Raw genomic sequence first — 17,673 nt, 5'->3', positions numbered from 1 at the left:
TTTAGTTGAGCAAAAAGCTAGGACTTTTAATCGGATTCGTGTGAAGTTAACGATTATAAACCGCCTACAGCCTAAACAAAACAGGTATCTCCTTGTTTTAGTGGGAAACCTAAAAGCACTTTAACTTATGAATTACGGTATTAGCATTTTATTCAGAGCAATCCCTTTGGCGATGGCTATTTTTTGCTTCGGATACGGAGCGTTTATTTATGGTTATGGAGATGACGGGAGTCGTGTTGTGGCCGGTCCTGTTGTGTTTTCACTCGGTATGATATGCATTGCACTGTTTTGCACGGCTGCCACTATCATCCGGCAAATCATACATACTTATAATAAATCGGCCAAATACATTTTGCCGGTTATAGGCTATCTGGCAGCCATCATTACTATTATTGGAGGCATCTGCATTTTCAGTAATGCCACTTCCACCTCTGCATTTGTTGCAGGACACGTTATCACCGGCGTTGGATTTATTACCACTTGTGTAGCTACCGCCGCCACCTCTTCTACCCGATTCTCTTTAATTCCGAGAAATTCAAAAGCGACAAGTAATGAAGTTCCGGAAGGAGCTTTTTCCCTTAATCAGAGACGGGCATTGGTCATTGTTGCCATCATCGTTTCGCTGATCGCATGGATATGGGCATTTGTATTATTAGGCAACAGTCATTCTCATCCTGCTTATTTTGTCGCGGGGCATGTAATGGTCGGTCTGGCATGTATTTGTACCAGTTTGATTGCACTGGTAGCTACCATAGCACGTCAGATACGTAATGATTATTCAGAAAAAGAACGGAATAAATGGCCGAAACTAGTTTTATTAATGGGATCTATCTCTTTTGTATGGGGATTATTCGTGATTTTGGCAGATTCCGGAAGTGCAAACGGTACCACCGGATATATTATGCTCGGGTTGGGGTTGGTATGTTACAGCATTTCCAGCAAAGTCATCCTGCTGGCCAAGATATGGAGACAAGAATTCAAATTGGCCAACCGTATTCCCATGATTCCGGTATTAACAGCATTGGCTTGCCTGTTCCTGGCAGCTTTCGTATTCGAGCTTGCTACTATACATGCTGATTATTTCATTCCGGCACGTGTTTTGGTAGGTCTTGGAGCTATTTGCTTTACGCTGTTTTCTATCGTTAGCATATTAGAAAGCGGCACATCTTCCAAATAAAAAGGTATTCCCTAAAAAGGGCGTCACTATATGCCCCGGATAGTGACGCTATCCAAGGCATATAGTGACGCTATCCGGACGGCATAGCGTCACTCTTTTATTTTTTGAATCTAACTTCATAAACATCGTTTCTACGATCTTTCAAATTCCGCACACTACCATAGGTATGAAGCTCATTCAATAAGTCCAAGTCCACATCCGACACTAGAATCATTTCAGTATTTGGAGTTGCCTCCGCCCGTTTTCCATCTGTTGGAAAAGCAAAATCGCATGGCGTAAACACACCCGATTGTGCATATTGAATATCCATATTGTGTACACGGGGAAGATTTCCGACACTTCCTGCAATGACCACAAAACATTCATTTTCAATAGCACGTGCCTGTGCGCAGACACGAACACGGGAATAGGCATTCTGCGTATCAGTCAAAAAAGGCACAAATAAAATCTGCATCCCCTGATCTGCCATCAAACGAGAAAGTTCCGGAAATTCCACGTCATAGCAAATTAAAACGCCAATCTTCGCACAATCGGTATCAAATGTCTGTAATAACCTGCCCCCGCTCAATCCCCAACTCTTGATCTCATCCGGAGTGACATGCATTTTTTCATACATCTCATAGGTACCATCACGACGACAAAGAAACCCTACATTATAGAGAAGTCCGTCTTCCTTGACATACGGCATACTCCCGGTAATAATATTAATATTATAACTAATAGCCAAGTTTATAAACCTGTCACGGATTTCTTCTGTGTACTTTGCCAACCCGCGAATAGCTTGTGATTCCCCTTTATCATTATACTTCGACATCAAAGGAGCATTGAAATATTCCGGGAAAAGAACGAAATCACTTTTATAATCAGATACTGCATCCACAAAGAATTCTACTTGCTCGAACAGGTCGTCCAACGTTTTATAACTACGCATCTGCCACTGCACCAGTCCTACGCGAACCGTAGTTTTGGGACTGATATATTCCTGTGTAGGTGGCTGATAATAGATGTTATCCCACTGCAGCAAACAAGCATAATGTTTTGATTCTTCATCATTTGGCAGATAATTAGTCATTACCTTACGAACGTGAAAGTCATTCGACAACTGGAAAGTAAGTACCGGATCATAAATCTCGCGTTGACGTACCCGTTCGATATATTCTTTCGGACGCATTTTGTCAGCATATTTATGATAATTCGGGATACGTCCGCCAAACATGATCGCTTTCAGGTTCAATGTTTCGCAAAGCTCCTTACGATATTCATACATACGACGTGCGAGACGCAAACCACGATACCCCGGGTGGATAAACACTTCAATGCCATACAGGATATTTCCTTTGGGATTATGTGTATTGAATGTTTCCTTACCTGTAACCTGTGCATACGTATGGTCATTCTTTACTTTATCATAATCAACAATGATAGAAAGGGCACAACCAACGATTTTATCGTCAACTACTGTGACGATCTGACCTTCCGGAAAAATCTTTATTAACTTTTGTATCTGCTCACGAGTCCAAAACACATCGCTGCCGTCAGAATAAACACGGGTAAACGATTGGGATAGTTGTACATAATCTTCTATTTGCAGATTACGTATCTGCACTTTATTAATTTTAATCGGATGTTGTTCCATAACAATATGTGTTTTATAAAAGATAATGCAAAGGTATAGCTATTCCTTTAATTGTGTTTTCAAACCAAGAAATAATTAACAATACTATCTATTTTATGCATTCTTTTTCTGCAAATTCCAAAGGTGAAGAAGCACTCCTTCACCCACAAAATTCTTACTCACAGATAATTCAGAAGAAAGATGAAGGAGTAGAAAAAAACGTTTCTTATATATAGAGAATGCTGCTTAAACAGAAAGAGAAAAAGCAGTGTTTTAAGAGAAGGAAAGCGGTGCTTTAAGTAGGCTAAAGCAATGCTTTAGCTGCGGAAAATAGCTGCTTTTATTTGATTCTGCTTCTTCTATCCACTTCTCTCTAGTCTGGAAAATTCTAAAGGCAAAACAATTAGATTTTCCAAAGGATTTTTTTTAAGCCAGAAACCGATATGAGAAGTCATAGAATCAACTTTTGAATCATTTTCATATAGGATGCGTATATAAATACTATCTTTGCGAATATCAATCATAAATAAAAGAGTACCCCAAAAGGTAAAGAAAATATATGAATTCCAACAAATCCTCCTATCAAGGACAAATCGAGACAATTCTTCATTATCTAAATTCCATGATACAAAAGAATTGGACAGGTAAAACTGCCGATGAGTTCAATCGTTTGATATCCATACCTGAATTAGCTAAAATGGCATGCATGTCTGTTCGTAATCTTCAGCTGATGTTTAAAGCTTACACTAGCGAAACATTACATCAATATATCATTCGTACACGCATGGAATACGCCCAGCAATTACTCAAAGATAATAAAAAAAGTATAGCTGAAATATATGAATATATTGGATTTGCTAACCAGTCAGCTTTAAATAATACACTTCAAAAAAAATACAATCTCACTCCTCGAGAACTACAAAAGAAATTATTGGAAACAAGTCATACTTATCCTTCATATATTTCTCCTTACCGCATAGTGGAATCAGAAACAATACCTGTCTTATTTTTATCTTATATTGGCAATTATGACACTTGTAGCACAGTTGCTTTTGAGACATACACTTGGGACTGCCTATATGAATATGCAAAAGAAAACTCTTTATTGCCAGATAAAGAAGATTATTGGGGGATAGCTTATGATGATACGGACATTACCTCATTAGAAAAATGCCGTTTTTACGCTTGTATAGCTATTCAAAAAGGAATAGGAACCAATCCCCCTCTTACTAGTCCAATAAAACACATGGATTTACCTCAAGGTACATACGCAGTTTATGTCCATCAAGGAGATTATGCATTGTTAGATGCCTTTTATGAGACAATATTGAAACAATTACCGCAATTTTATAGCTTAGGAGAAACTCCAATCCTGGAACATTACTTGAACTCTCCCACTGACACAGATGTGAAAGAGCTTCTTACTGAAGTTTGGATTCCAATCGTTAAATAATTTTGTATAAGGGCGATATTGCACCCTTATACAAAATTAGTAGCTATCATGCCTGATATACACTTTCTATCAAAGACTTAGGACAATATCCGAGGATGTCAATAGAAATTTTCTCGGCTTCTTCTTTTGAGATGTTATCACTAACGATATAGTTCCTAAATACCTTTTCCTTTTCTTTATATGCATAAGATGAAAGCAGCGGCCCTATGATCGTTCGTAATTGCAAGTTTTTAAAATCGTCACTTTGCTTGTCACTTAGACCAACACGTGTAGAATGCATGATGATTGATTTACTTTCTCCATCACGGCAATCTTTAACAGCTTCTTTTAAAACAGATTCTTTTTCCAAAGTATCATAATCTACATTCTTATCCTCAACAATAAATTTTAAAACATTATTCGGTCCAAATTTAATTGTGCCATCATCAAACTTAGCACTTCTTATTAAGATGCCATAATATGCATTAACGTCATCAGATAAACAAATATCAATACCTCCTCTTGTTCCACCTTTAAATTTTGAATTCTTTGTTATACCTGTACGATGAACATAAAATCTTCCATAATTATTTTTTTGCAGTTCATTTCCATGCACAAACTCATCATTAAATTTTGCATCTTTAAAATAAGCTTCTACTTCAATAGGGTAAATTCGTAGCCCATTACTTAGTTCAAACATATAGTTTGTGACTATTAGCTTATTAATTACTTGAAGCTGTTTCTCTATTTCCTTAAAATCAATACATTGCATTAAAACTGCAATTTCCTTTTTCAAAGTATCCATAATTATTATAGTATTAATATTTCTTTGGGTAAAGATAATCTTTTTAGTAAAGAGTTGTTCCGAATATATCAACTTTTTTATTTCTCACTTAGATGATATCAAATAGTCAACAACAGAGTCCCAATTCGGATACAGTTCCGAACCAAATAAGATTAATTCACCACCAAAATTTTCAGCACCATTTTTGAGGCGATCATCTATCAAAAAGTCTCCTTTGTTCAAATTTTTATGATGACTAAGAATTAATCGTTTATAACCATCTGTACCTAACCATTTTCTCACCCATATTAGTTTATCTGACCAGGCAGAAGGATTATTCCAAGGTGCCGTGGAAAGAATATATACATCATAAAAACGCACTAAATGATGGTAGGCATTAATTGCTCCTTCATACGGACTCATTCTTGCAAAAATATTAGGTACCTCATCATATCGTCCTTCATATTCTCTCTTTTCGTATTCACTCAAGTTGTTAATACCTGATTGAAAGTCAACCAGAACATTATCCATATCAATATAAAGTATAGGTTTGGAAATCGGTAATGCTGATATCATATAATTTCTATAATTTACTCACAGTCCAAGACAAACAATTCAATGCACCTCCCCATTTCTTTACAATCGGAGCTATATTAACTTGGTAAATTCGTCCCTCATAGGAAGGATATAACTCTTTTATCTGTTCTAAAGCCTCTCCATCTGTAGATAATCCAAGTCCGGGAACAATGATTATATCACGTGTCTGAAGCATATTTATGTATGCCCAACTATTCTCATAATACTTACTAAGTTTCAAATCCACAACTACAAAAACGTCATTCAATCTACGTCTCATCTCCCGTTCTATCTTTTGAGGATACACTTTCAAGTTGACCAAAATCTTACCATCGCCAATATTGTGAACAATTCCATCTGTATGACCACAGATATCATATCTATCCCATGGTAGAAATATAATATCTGCTCCATAAAAGTTTGCCTTTAATATTGCCAGTACTTCTCCTTGATCAATCTGCGAATTTTCTTGGAACACCTTTTCTGTCATGATAATAATTGGTTTCCGTTCTCTTATACATGATCCCACCCACTTAGAATTTCCCTCACACACAACAACATTCCCTCCATCAACTATAAGTGGCGATTGAATAATATCTATCTTGATACTCGTGGCTTTAAGTACGGGAATAATATTAGTTTTATACTGTGGTTTATCCGTCAAATAATCAGGTTCATAGCGAAATTGAATATAAGTATTAACTCCCCACTGTATTGGCATATAATCTCGGCACCAATAATCTTTAGTGTGCATCAAAGTCCCATGCGCTATATGATGGCGAGAAAGAATATTAGATAATTCTTCATAAACTTTAGGGTAGTGACGTACAAAAAGGTTCGAAAAATAAACAGTATCTTTATATTGCTCTGTTATCATACTTCAATTTTTATAATGCAAAGATAAGCGTATCATTGGAGAACATATTTACTCAAAAATGCAAAAACACTAATTGTAACACCAACGATAAAACAATTAATGCAAAATAAAATATTGATTTACTGAATGATATGTATATAAACAATTATGACACCATACCATTGGTACGATGTCATAATCTTAATAGAACCATGCCAAGAGGCCGAAGTCATAATGACATGATGAAATTACACTAACCTAATTTATTTATTTTTCTTCCAAAGTTTGCTCATATCTTCCAGTGTCTTACCTTTCGTTTCAGGTACCCAACGCCAAACGAAGATAGCAGCAGCCACACAGATTATGCCATATAAACTATATGCAAACATCGGGCTGAAGTCATACAGTGCTGGGAAAGTAGAAGATACAATATAATTGAATATCCATTGGAAAGCTACAGCGATTGCCACCGCTTTACCACGGATGGTGTTCGGGAATATTTCCGAGATCAACACCCAGCAAATCGGTCCCCAAGACATCATAAAGAATGCTGCATACACAATCACTGAAAGTACCGGGAGAACACCCTTTATTGCCATGCTATCACACATTGCTACCGCAAATGCACCTACAGCCATACCAATAGAACCGATTATCAACAGTGGTTTACGTCCGAAGCGGTCTACAGTGAAGATTGCAACCAATGTAAAGACAATGTTTACAATACCCATAATAACTGTCTGCATCATGCCACCTCCTTCTGCACCTGCATTTTCGAAAATACGAGGAGCATAATAAAGTACCGCATTAATACCGATAGCCTGTTGGAATACAGAAAGCAAAATACCGATCACAATTACTGCCACTCCATAAGTAAAGATTTTCTCTGTCTTTTCATGAGCAGTAGCTTTAATATCATTAAGAATTTCCTGTGCTTTTGTCTTACCATTGATCTTTTCAAGGATCGAATAAGCCTTTTCATCTTGCTGTATCAATACAAGATAACGAGGAGTCTTGGGAACAAAGAACAATAACAGACCGAAGAAAGCGGCAGGGAAAGCTTCCGAACCGAACATGTAACGCCATCCTTCATACACAGTCCACATATCAGATTCAGAACTAACAGACAGTACACCGGCTGCATCTTTCAAAATTACAGGATTTTGATGGTCGCCCATAATCAGGAAATTCACGAAGTATACTACCAACATACCGAAGATGATAGCAAACTGGTTACACGATACAAGCATTCCACGAATATTAGAAGGAGCAATTTCAGCAATATACATCGGACAGACTGCAGAAGCCAGTCCAACACCGATACCGCCCAAAACACGATACAAATTAAAAGCAATCAGCAAATCCATGTTCGGCTTTCCATATTCGAAAAACAAGACTTCCGGATAATAGGAACCTAATGCTGAAAGGAAAAAGAGTACGGCAGCAAGCCTTAGAGAATTACGACGTCCCAAACGGGAAGCAAATATACCGGAGATCGCACCACCCAGTACACAGCCAATCAATGCGCTGGAAGATGTGATTCCATGCATTACTTTATTGTATTGAAAATCAGAGGCCGAAAGGAAAAAAGCCTCCAAGCCTTTCTCTGCACCGGAAATAACCGCTGTATCGTATCCGAAAAGCAGTCCTCCCAAAATGGCGACAGAGGTTATCGAATATAGGTAGAGTTTACTACCTTCGTTCGTTGTATTAATCATGGTTATAAGTAGATAAAGTAGTGTTGTAGTAGTTGGATTTATATCACCACAGATTTCACAGATTGACACAGATAAAATTCAAAATAAGAGAGAAGAAAATCAATCTGTGACAATCCGTGTAATCTGTGGTGGGGTTAATTAGCAATACATATTCAGAATTGCTTCATAAAGTTCTTGTTTACCGCTAGTCTGTTTCGGTTCACCGTTTGCTTTTGCATAAGCAACTACATCTTCCAAAGTCAACTTGCCATCTTCAAACTCCTTACCTTTACCGCCATCAAATGAAGCGTAACGGTCAGCCAGCATTTTCTTATAGGGAGATTCGTTCAGCAGAGCAGCTGCGCTTTCCAATGCACGAGCCATAGCGTCCATACCTGCGATGTGAGCGATGAAGATATCTTCCAGGTCAGTAGAGTTACGACGAGTTTTAGCGTCGAAGTTTGTTCCACCGTTACCCAAGCCGCCGTTGCGGATAATTTGCATCATAGCCTGTGTCAGTTCGTAGTTGTCAATCGGGAATTGGTCTGTATCCCAACCATTCTGATAATCACCACGGTTAGCATCGATAGAACCCAACATGCCGTTGTCTACTGCTACTGCCAATTCGTGTTCGAAAGTGTGACCAGCCAAAGTTGCGTGGTTTACTTCAATGTTCACTTTGAAATCTTTATCCAAGCCATGAGCTTTCAGGAATCCGATTACTGTTTCTGTATCTACATCATACTGATGTTTTGTCGGTTCCATCGGTTTCGGCTCAATCAGGAAAGTACCTTTGAAACCACGGGCACGAGCATAATCACGAGCGATGGTCAGCATTTTTGCCAAGTGTTCTTTTTCACGTTTCTGATCTGTATTCAGAAGAGACATATAGCCTTCACGGCCACCCCAGAATACATAGTTCTGACCACCCAGTTCGATAGTTGCATCGATTGCATTCTTGATCTGAACAGCAGCACGAGCTACTACATCAAAATCAGGGTTAGTAGCAGCACCGTTCATATAACGTGCATGGCCAAATACGTTGGCAGTACCCCACAACAGTTTGATGCCTGTTTCAGCTTGTTTCTGTTTTGCGTATGCTACGATTGCTTTCAAGTTAGCTTCGTATTCTTCGATGCTTGCACCTTCAGAAACCAAGTCTACATCGTGGAAACAGTAGTATTCGATACCCATTTTCTGCATGAATTCGAAACCTGCATCCATTTTATCTTTTGCAGCTTGTATAGCGTCAGCATTACTATTCCAAGGGAATTGTTTTGTTCCGCCACCGAATTGGTCGCCACCTTCAGCACACAAAGTATGCCACCATGCCATAGCGAATCTCAACCAATCTTTCATCTTCTTACCGTTGATAACCTTTTCAGCATCGTAGTAACGGAATGCCATCGGATTTTTACTATCTTTACCTTCGAACTTAATCTTTTCAATTCCTGGGAAAAATTCTTTTGTTGCCATAATTCTTTTATTTTTTAAAATGGTTATTATTTAAATTGTTAATTATTTATCTGAAGATAGAACCGGAGCCGGTATGTTACCGGTCATCGACTTTTCAAGACGGTATTTCCATTTTGCGTACGCGTCAGCATATTCCTGGTGTTTTGCCACATTAGGCTCAATCACATCCAGTTTGTCAAGCGTAGCAAATGCCTCATTGTTATCCTTGTAGATACCTGCACCGATACCCGCACCTTTCGCAGCGCCTACGGAACCGTCTGTATCGTAAAGCTCGATAGTAGCTCCTGTGACTCCCGCCAAAGTATCGCGGAAGATAGAACTCAAGAACATATTAGCGTGTCCGGCATGGATCATCTTCACAGGAATTCCCATTTGCTCCATGATATCAATGCCATATTTAAAAGAGAATACAATACCTTCTTGAGCGGCACGGATAATGTGGTGTTTGCCATGTGCATTGAAGTCCAGTCCACGGATGCTGCAACCGATTTCTTTATTATTCAACATACGTTCGGCACCATTACCAAAGGGCAGAATACTGATTCCTGCACTGCCGATAGGAGCTTTGGAAGCCAATACATTCATTTCATTATAAGATATTCCTTCGGGAGCAATGTTGCGTTTTACCCATGAATTGAGAATACCCGTTCCGTTGATGCAAAGCAATACTCCCAAACGTGTCTGGTCTATGGTATGATTGACATGCGCAAAGGTATTGACGCGTGACTGCGGATCATAGTTCACTTCACCGTTCACACCATAAACCACTCCTGATGTTCCTGCCGTAGAAGCAATCTCTCCCGGATTAAACACGTTCAAAGAAAGGGCATTGTTAGGCTGGTCGCCTGCACGATAAGTAATCGGTGTCCCTTCTTTCAGTCCAAGCTCTTTGGCAGCTATTGCATTTACACGTCCTTGTTCAGCGAAGGTCGGCTTAATATCTGCAATCAAAGAAGAATCAAACCCGTAATAATCCATTAAGAAATCAGCCACCCGATTGTTCTTGAAATCCCAGAACATACCTTCCGAAAGTCCGGAAACAGTTGTGCAGATTTCTCCACTCAACTTCATGGCAATATAATCGCCCGGCAGCATTATCTTATCAATCTGCTCATAGATGGTAGGTTCGTTTTCTTTAATCCACGCCAACTTGGAAGCGGTAAAATTTCCCGGTGAGTTCAACAAATGAGAAAGACATTTCTCCTCCCCGATTGTCTCAAACGCTTTCTGACCGTATGGCACCGCACGAGAGTCACACCAGATGATAGCAGGACGCAATACATGCTGATTCTTATCAACACAAACCAATCCGTGCATCTGATAAGAGATACCGATGGCTTTAATTTCAGCGGCACTCACTCCGGATTCGGTCATAATAGCCTGCGTGGACAACTTTAAGTTTTCCCACCAACTTTCAGGATCTTGTTCCGCCCATCCGGGATTCACTGCAATAATATTCGCTTCTGTTTTCGGAAAAAATGCCGAGGATACACATTTACCAGTCTCCGCATTTACCAAACTCGCTTTTACAGACGAGCTACCTATGTCATAACCTAATAGAAACATAATTTTATTTACGATTAAACGATTTACTATTTACGATTTAACGCTCAATGCCCGACTATTAATACTTTAACATTCAACGCCTAATACTTAATATCTAATACTTGATACTTAATACTTGAATAAAGTCTACCTTCTCACCTTATTATATATCTTCTTATCAAATTTATAATAACGGGCAGCACGGTGAGCCACTCCTTGTTGTTTTTCTTCCAAAGGAACTACATATTCCATCATTGCTATTTTTTTATGGAAGTTACGCACGTCCACGGCTTTGTCGTATACTAATTCAAAAAGAGTCCTTAATTGTGCGGCTGTAAATTTACGCGGAAGTAGTTCGAACAACATGGAAGGATTAAATTCTACGAACTGACGAATATAAGTCATTGCCTCCTTTATAATCAGATTATGGTCGAAAGCCAGTGTTTTCACGTCTTTCAAAGCGACCCAGCAAGCCTGGTGATCGTCCAGATTCTTATCCAACGTACGGTCTATCTTCACCATCGACAAATATGCAATGGTAACAATACGCTCCACTTTTGACTGCATAGCTCTTTCCAACCAACGTACATCTTTCGGATTACTCGTTCTGTTTTTAGAACCAAATGCTTTAAACTGCATCAGATTCACATTTTTAAGTCCTGTCAGTTCATACAAAACTCGTTGTGCAGCTTCATCCAGGGCTTCATCCATATAGATAAGACTTCCGGGAAGTTTCATATCATGATATACTTCTCCATTATCCTCACCTGCACGTTTTACAAGCAACACTTTCAGTTGTTCTCCGTCAAAACCAATCACTACACAGTCTACTGATATATGATTGTTTGCTAGAGGTGTATTTTTCTGTAAATTTTGCATATACATTTCTTTAAGACGATGCAAATATAGAGGCTACAAACCATCAAAACAAAATAAGAAACATGCTATAAAACATTGTTTTTCATATAAATACATATCATACATTCTACAATATGAATAGTTAGTGTTATCTTACGAATTACAATATGTATTTTAGTATTTCCACGGGTGAGTAATTGTATAAAGTACAAAAACTAGATGGACGCTTTATTATCAGTACTTTTCATATCTTTTCCAACAGATACCCGGAAAGGTACTTATTGTATTTTAAACGATATGTCATTTTGTACCTTATCGTTTTTTATCCTATCTTTGTCGGGTAAATATTAAAAAATCTAAAATGGAACGTCATCCAGTCATTTTATCCATTGCCGGCTCCGATTGTTCGGGAGGGGCAGGTATTCAGGCAGACATAAAAACAATCTCGGCTTTAGGAGGCTATGCAGCATCGGCCATCACTGCCATCACCGTACAAAACACACTGGGGGTACGCGCCGTACAGTCTATCTCTCCGGATATGGTTCGTGGGCAAATAGAAGCCGTGATGGACGACCTGCAACCGGTTGCCATCAAAATAGGAATGATAAATGACATTCAGATCGTTCGTGTAATTTCCGACTGTCTACAAAAATATTCGCCTGCATACGTCGTTTACGATCCGGTAATGGTATCTACCAGCGGAAAGAAACTTATGACAGATGAAGCGATAGAAGAAATCAAAAAAGAACTTTTGCCACTTGTGACATTAATCACTCCCAACATCGACGAAGCAAAGGTGCTTACAGGTAAAAGTATTCACAATATTCAGGACATGCAGGCTGCTGCCAAAATGCTGACGGATGATTATCAGACTAATATCTTACTAAAAGGCGGACATCTGGAAGGAGACAATATGTGCGACCTTTTGCATACGTCCGAATTTATCTACCATATATATGAGGAGAAAAAAATAGAAAGCCATAATCTGCATGGAACGGGATGTACCCTCTCTTCCGCTATTGCCACCTATCTTGCCAAAGGCTATCCCATGCGAGAATCCATCCAGCATGCGAAAACATATATCACTCAAGCCATTATCGCAGGAAAAGAATTGAATATCGGCCATGGTAACGGCCCTTTATGGCATTTTCCGGACACCGTTGCACAAATGTGTACTTTTTGTGCGGTTGTATCATAAAAATACGTAACTTTGCACCCGCAATTAAAAATCAATTAAATAATAAAAATATGAAAGCATTTGTATTTCCCGGTCAAGGCGCTCAATTTGTAGGAATGGGTAAAGACCTGTATGAAAACTCAGCTTTAGCAAAAGAATTGTTTGAAAAAGCAAATGATATCCTCGGATATCGCATTACAGATATCATGTTCGACGGCACAGACGAAGATCTTCGTCAGACAAAGGTTACTCAACCTGCCGTTTTCCTTCATTCTGTTATTTCTGCTCTTTGCATGGGCGACGACTTCAAACCGGAAATGACTGCCGGCCACTCACTTGGTGAGTTCTCTGCATTGGTTGCTGCCGGTGCATTGAGTTTTGAAGATGGTTTGAAACTTGTTTATGCACGTGCAATGGCTATGCAGAAAGCTTGTGAAGCTACTCCTTCTACTATGGCTGCCATTATCGCATTGCCGGATGAGAAAGTAGAAGAAATCTGCGCAACAGTAAATGCAGAAGGTGAAGTTTGCGTACCGGCCAACTACAACTGCCCAGGACAAATCGTTATCTCCGGCTCTGTACCGGGTATCGAAAAGGCTTGCGAACTGATGAAAGCTGCCGGAGCAAAACGTGCTCTTCCGCTGAAAGTGGGTGGTGCTTTCCATTCTCCATTGATGGATCCTGCTAAAATAGAACTGGAAGCTGCTATCAAAGCTACAGAAATACATACTCCTAAATGTCCGGTATATCAGAATGTGGATGCACTTCCTCACACTGACCCTGCAGAAATCAAAAAGAACCTGGTTGCTCAATTGACTGCTTCTGTACGTTGGACACAATCAGTAAAGAATATGGTTGCTGACGGTGCTACTGATTTTACAGAATGTGGCCCGGGTGCAGTACTTCAAGGATTGATTAAGAAGATTGACGGTACTGTCAATGCTCACGGTATTGCATAAATATCCGTAAGACAGACTTCATCTTTAAATGATATAGAGCGTGTTGGTAACTATTGCCAACACGCTTTTTTTATATGAAAACCATAGATGAAATACAAACGAACATGTTGTAAAACACCCTGATACTTTTCTTTTCCGGCAAACTTTCCGAATCTTTCTTTTGTTTTTATTACAGGAATCATTTACTCAAATTTATGAGCCATGAAAATACATGAATATCAAGCGAAAGAGATTTTCTCCAAGTACGGAATACCTGTCGAGAGGCACACTTTATGCCGTACTGCCGCAGGCGTCCTGGCTGCATACCGGAGGATGGGAACAGACAGAGTGGTTATAAAAGCACAAGTATTAACCGGAGGCCGGGGAAAAGCCGGAGGAGTGAAACTGGTAAACAATACGGAAGATGCTTATCAGGAAGCCAAGAACATTCTTGGAATGAGCATTAAAGGTCTTCCAGTCAATCAAGTTCTGGTCAGCGAAGCGGTTGATATTGCTGCAGAATATTATGTCAGTTACACCATCGACCGGAATACACGTTCTGTCGTTCTGATGATGAGTGCGTCCGGCGGTATGGATATCGAAGAGGTAGCCCGTCAAACACCGGAGAAAATCATCCGATATTCAATCAATCCATTTATTGGTCTTCCCGATTATCTGGCAAGGCGTTTTGCTTTCTCTCTTTTTCCCCAAATGGAACAGGCGGGTAAAATGGCTGCCATCCTTCAGGAACTTTATAAAATCTTTGTGGAGAATGACGCGTCGTTAGTGGAAGTAAATCCGCTGGCACTTACAAAGAAAGGTACGTTAATGGCTATTGACGCAAAGATTGTTTTTGATGACAATGCGCTCTATCGCCATCCGGAGGTACATGCTTTATTTGATCCGACGGAAGAAGAAAAAGTGGAAGCAGATGCCAAAGATAAAGGATTCAGTTATGTCCACATGGACGGCAATATCGGTTGTATGGTAAATGGCGCCGGACTTGCCATGGCTACTATGGACATGATTAAACTTTATGGAGGTCAGCCAGCTAATTTTCTCGACATCGGTGGCAGCTCCAATCTTGTCAAGGTTATTGAAGCTATGAAACTCTTATTGCAGGATGAGAAAGTAAAAGTGGTCCTGATTAATATTTTCGGTGGGATCACTCGTTGCGATGATGTGGCAATGGGGCTCCTTCAGGCATTCGAGCAGATAAACAGCAATGTCCCCGTCATCGTCCGGCTTACAGGCACCAATGAACATATCGGACGGGAACTGTTACGGAATTACAGCCGTTTCCAAATAGCCACAACGATGAAAGAGGCTGCTCTTATGGCTCTGAAAGCATAATACGTACCAAATCACTAAAAAATAAAGCAATTATGAGCATACTAATAGATAAATCCACCCGTTTAATTGTGCAAGGAATCACTGGCAGAGACGGGCTTTTCCATGCCAAGAAGATGAAAGAATATGGAACCAATGTGGTCGGAGGTACTTCTCCGGGCAAAGGAGGAACAGATGTGGACGGAATCCCCGTATTCAACACCATGTATGATGCTGTCGAGCAGACAAAGGCTAATACCTCCATCATTTTCGTTCCGGCACGTTTTGCGGCAGATGCTATTATGGAGGCAGCGGACGCAGGCATCCGTATCATAGTCTGCATTGCAGAAGGAATCCCCACACTGGACGTGATTAAGGCACATCAGTTTGCCGAACAAAAAGGCGCCATGTTGATCGGGCCTAACTGTCCGGGACTGATCTCTCCGGGAAAAAGTATGGTTGGTATTTTACCGGGACAGGTCTTTTTAGAAGGGAATGTCGGAGTTATCAGTCGTAGCGGAACACTTACTTACGAGATTGTGTATCACTTAACGGCGAATGGCATGGGACAATCCACTGCTATCGGCATCGGGGGTGACCCTGTTGTAGGTCTTCATTTCCGTCAACTGCTGGAGATGTTTCAAAATGATCCGGAAACAGAAGCAATCGTTCTGATTGGAGAGATTGGAGGAAATGCCGAAGAGCAAGCGGCCGAATATATCCGCAATAATGTAACCAAACCTGTGGTAGCATTTATTGCCGGGCAATCAGCTCCTCCGGGAAAGCAGATGGGACATGCAGGAGCTATCATTTCGGGAAGTTCCGGTTCGGCAAAAGAGAAGATTAAATCTTTAGAAGCTGCCGGTATCCGGGTAGCACAAGAACCTTCGGATATACCGAAATTATTGAAAAGATAAACTCCCAAAGAGAAAGAAAAGACAAAAGTAGTCATATCATAACAGATGCAGATTCACTCCCTCAAATAAGTAATTACATACTTATCGTTTAGAGTAAATCTGCATTTATTTTACATACCTTTCTTTATACCTAATTTTATAAGAAGAGCATTCATAGGATATGCACAGAAGAAGCCGAAAAGCATAGCCAACTGCATCATAAACCAGAATATCCATGTGTCTTTGGGTAACGGTTCATTGATGAACAATACAAAATAGACAATCGCCATCCAGCCATACATTCCTACCTGCCAGGACAAAAGAGAAAAGAAATCCGCTTTGAAAGCACGAGCCAAGGCATTACCTACCGATATTTTTTCCATCTCCCGAATAGCATAGAATTGGAAATAAACACCAATCATCAAAGCCAGAATAAAGTCAAGTACCCAATTACCAAAGAGCTGACTTCCTGCCACAGTTACAGGAACATAGTTTGTAAACCACTCTCCTATGATATCTGCCAATGTACATCCTGCACCACAATGAAGCGCCGACAAAGCTACCGATTGCCAATAAGGACGTTGCATTCCTTGCATCGACATTTCTCCCTGCATGGCCATATCCATCTCCATATTATCTTTCATACCGGACATATCCATTCCCTTCATATCAGACATATCTTTCATGCCAGACATATCCATTTTCATCCCATCATCCTCAGCTTTCATCGGACTACTCCGTCCAAACTTATTATACGCCCATAAAGCTAAATAACTTCCCCATAATGCAGATAATATCCAGACTGCATTCATTATCTTCATTGATTGCGGACGATGTGTCAGGTCTATGGCAATATGTACTGCAATTCCGATACCTGAACATACTAAGAAAACGGCTATTAAATTGAGCATGGCTGTATGTTTTTTAAAGATTCAGATTACAAAACATCCTTTATTTGTGAATAGTTCACCCCATTACTTTTAATTTTATCCCGTCGAACTATTCCCCACACGAGTTGTTATCATTTTATAATCAAAACAATAGAATTATGAGCAGACGTAGACAATTAGAGCATGAAGTATCTGTTGCTCAAGAAAGAATAAAGAAAGCTGCAAAAGATACACCGAAGGATATCCTGAAATTATGGGAACAAGAGCTGGTAGACCTGGAATTGGAACTCAATAATATGGTGGATGATGAAGAAGATAACAATGAGGATTAACAGAAGAAAGAAGGTGTGTCAAAATGCACACCTTCTGTTTTTTACGCACAAAGCCCCGACTTTCACAAGCTGGGGCTTTGTTATTACCTAAAGAT

16 protein-coding genes are annotated in these 17,673 nt (G+C 39.7%); 7 read left to right on the top strand and 9 right to left on the bottom strand.

The window, feature by feature from the left end:
• Positions 1-127: 127 nt before the first annotated feature.
• Complete coding sequence (locus tag KQP79_RS23420) at positions 128-1,177, top strand: DUF2776 domain-containing protein (RefSeq protein ID WP_009041253.1); 1,050 nt, start codon at positions 128-130, stop codon at positions 1,175-1,177.
• Between the two features lie 97 nt (positions 1,178-1,274).
• On the opposite strand, the gene KQP79_RS23415 is transcribed toward KQP79_RS23420, so the two are convergent.
• Positions 1,275-2,813 (bottom strand): carbon-nitrogen hydrolase family protein, encoded by a 1,539-nt coding sequence (locus KQP79_RS23415; protein WP_004311812.1) that lies wholly within the window; start codon positions 2,811-2,813, stop codon positions 1,275-1,277.
• Between the two features lie 601 nt (positions 2,814-3,414).
• On the opposite strand from KQP79_RS23415, the gene KQP79_RS23410 reads away from it, so the two are divergent.
• Entirely contained in the window at positions 3,415-4,245 is an 831-nt protein-coding gene (locus KQP79_RS23410; RefSeq protein ID WP_224262705.1) for an AraC family transcriptional regulator, read from the top strand.
• A gap of 46 nt (positions 4,246-4,291) precedes the next feature.
• Here the strand turns inward: KQP79_RS23410 and KQP79_RS23405 are convergent, their stop codons facing one another.
• From KQP79_RS23405 to KQP79_RS23375, 7 genes are all read right to left on the bottom strand, one after another.
• Positions 4,292-5,029 (bottom strand): hypothetical protein, encoded by a 738-nt coding sequence (locus KQP79_RS23405; RefSeq protein ID WP_008022456.1) that lies wholly within the window; start codon positions 5,027-5,029, stop codon positions 4,292-4,294.
• Between the two features lie 84 nt (positions 5,030-5,113).
• Positions 5,114-5,584: a 5' nucleotidase, NT5C type gene (locus KQP79_RS23400; RefSeq protein WP_004309348.1), complete on the bottom strand. Its 471-nt coding sequence runs from the start codon at positions 5,582-5,584 to the stop codon at positions 5,114-5,116.
• A gap of 7 nt (positions 5,585-5,591) precedes the next feature.
• Positions 5,592-6,461, bottom strand: coding sequence for an agmatine deiminase family protein (locus tag KQP79_RS23395; protein ID WP_004309347.1), 870 nt, complete (start codon positions 6,459-6,461; stop codon positions 5,592-5,594).
• A gap of 242 nt (positions 6,462-6,703) precedes the next feature.
• Positions 6,704-8,158, bottom strand: a complete 1,455-nt coding sequence (gene xylE, locus KQP79_RS23390; RefSeq protein WP_138343998.1) for a D-xylose transporter XylE — start codon at positions 8,156-8,158, stop codon at positions 6,704-6,706.
• Positions 8,159-8,296: 138 nt separating this feature from the next.
• Positions 8,297-9,613, bottom strand: coding sequence for a xylose isomerase (xylA, locus tag KQP79_RS23385; RefSeq protein ID WP_004295876.1), 1,317 nt, complete (start codon positions 9,611-9,613; stop codon positions 8,297-8,299).
• A gap of 42 nt (positions 9,614-9,655) precedes the next feature.
• A complete protein-coding gene (locus tag KQP79_RS23380; RefSeq protein ID WP_004309345.1) occupies positions 9,656-11,179 on the bottom strand; it encodes a xylulokinase in 1,524 nt (507 codons plus the stop codon).
• Between the two features lie 126 nt (positions 11,180-11,305).
• Positions 11,306-12,037, bottom strand: coding sequence for an NUDIX hydrolase (locus KQP79_RS23375; protein WP_004295874.1), 732 nt, complete (start codon positions 12,035-12,037; stop codon positions 11,306-11,308).
• 340 nt (positions 12,038-12,377) lie between these two features.
• On the opposite strand from KQP79_RS23375, the gene thiD reads away from it, so the two are divergent.
• The 4 genes from thiD (at position 12,378) to sucD (ending at position 16,377) form a co-directional block, all read left to right on the top strand.
• Positions 12,378-13,214: a bifunctional hydroxymethylpyrimidine kinase/phosphomethylpyrimidine kinase gene (gene thiD / locus KQP79_RS23370; protein WP_004309343.1), complete on the top strand. Its 837-nt coding sequence runs from the start codon at positions 12,378-12,380 to the stop codon at positions 13,212-13,214.
• Positions 13,215-13,264: 50 nt separating this feature from the next.
• Positions 13,265-14,152, top strand: a complete 888-nt coding sequence (gene fabD / locus KQP79_RS23365; protein WP_004309342.1) for an ACP S-malonyltransferase — start codon at positions 13,265-13,267, stop codon at positions 14,150-14,152.
• Between the two features lie 201 nt (positions 14,153-14,353).
• On the top strand, positions 14,354-15,484 hold the full coding sequence (gene sucC, locus KQP79_RS23360) for an ADP-forming succinate--CoA ligase subunit beta (RefSeq protein ID WP_061448139.1): 1,131 nt from the start codon (positions 14,354-14,356) through the stop codon (positions 15,482-15,484).
• Positions 15,485-15,516: 32 nt separating this feature from the next.
• Positions 15,517-16,377, top strand: a complete 861-nt coding sequence (gene sucD, locus KQP79_RS23355) for a succinate--CoA ligase subunit alpha (RefSeq protein ID WP_004309340.1) — start codon at positions 15,517-15,519, stop codon at positions 16,375-16,377.
• A gap of 110 nt (positions 16,378-16,487) precedes the next feature.
• Here the strand turns inward: sucD and KQP79_RS23350 are convergent, their stop codons facing one another.
• A complete protein-coding gene (locus KQP79_RS23350; protein ID WP_004303313.1) occupies positions 16,488-17,267 on the bottom strand; it encodes a DUF4396 domain-containing protein in 780 nt (259 codons plus the stop codon).
• A gap of 137 nt (positions 17,268-17,404) precedes the next feature.
• On the opposite strand from KQP79_RS23350, the gene KQP79_RS23345 reads away from it, so the two are divergent.
• Entirely contained in the window at positions 17,405-17,578 is a 174-nt protein-coding gene (locus KQP79_RS23345) for a hypothetical protein (RefSeq protein ID WP_004303314.1), read from the top strand.
• The last annotated feature ends 95 nt before the right edge of the window (positions 17,579-17,673 follow it).

The sequence above is a fragment of the Bacteroides sp. DH3716P genome (genome assembly GCF_025914115.1).
In the GTDB taxonomy this organism is placed as follows: domain Bacteria; phylum Bacteroidota; class Bacteroidia; order Bacteroidales; family Bacteroidaceae; genus Bacteroides; species Bacteroides ovatus.
Note: the sequence above shows the minus strand (reverse complement) of the source record. Positions and strands in the feature narration are given on the sequence as shown.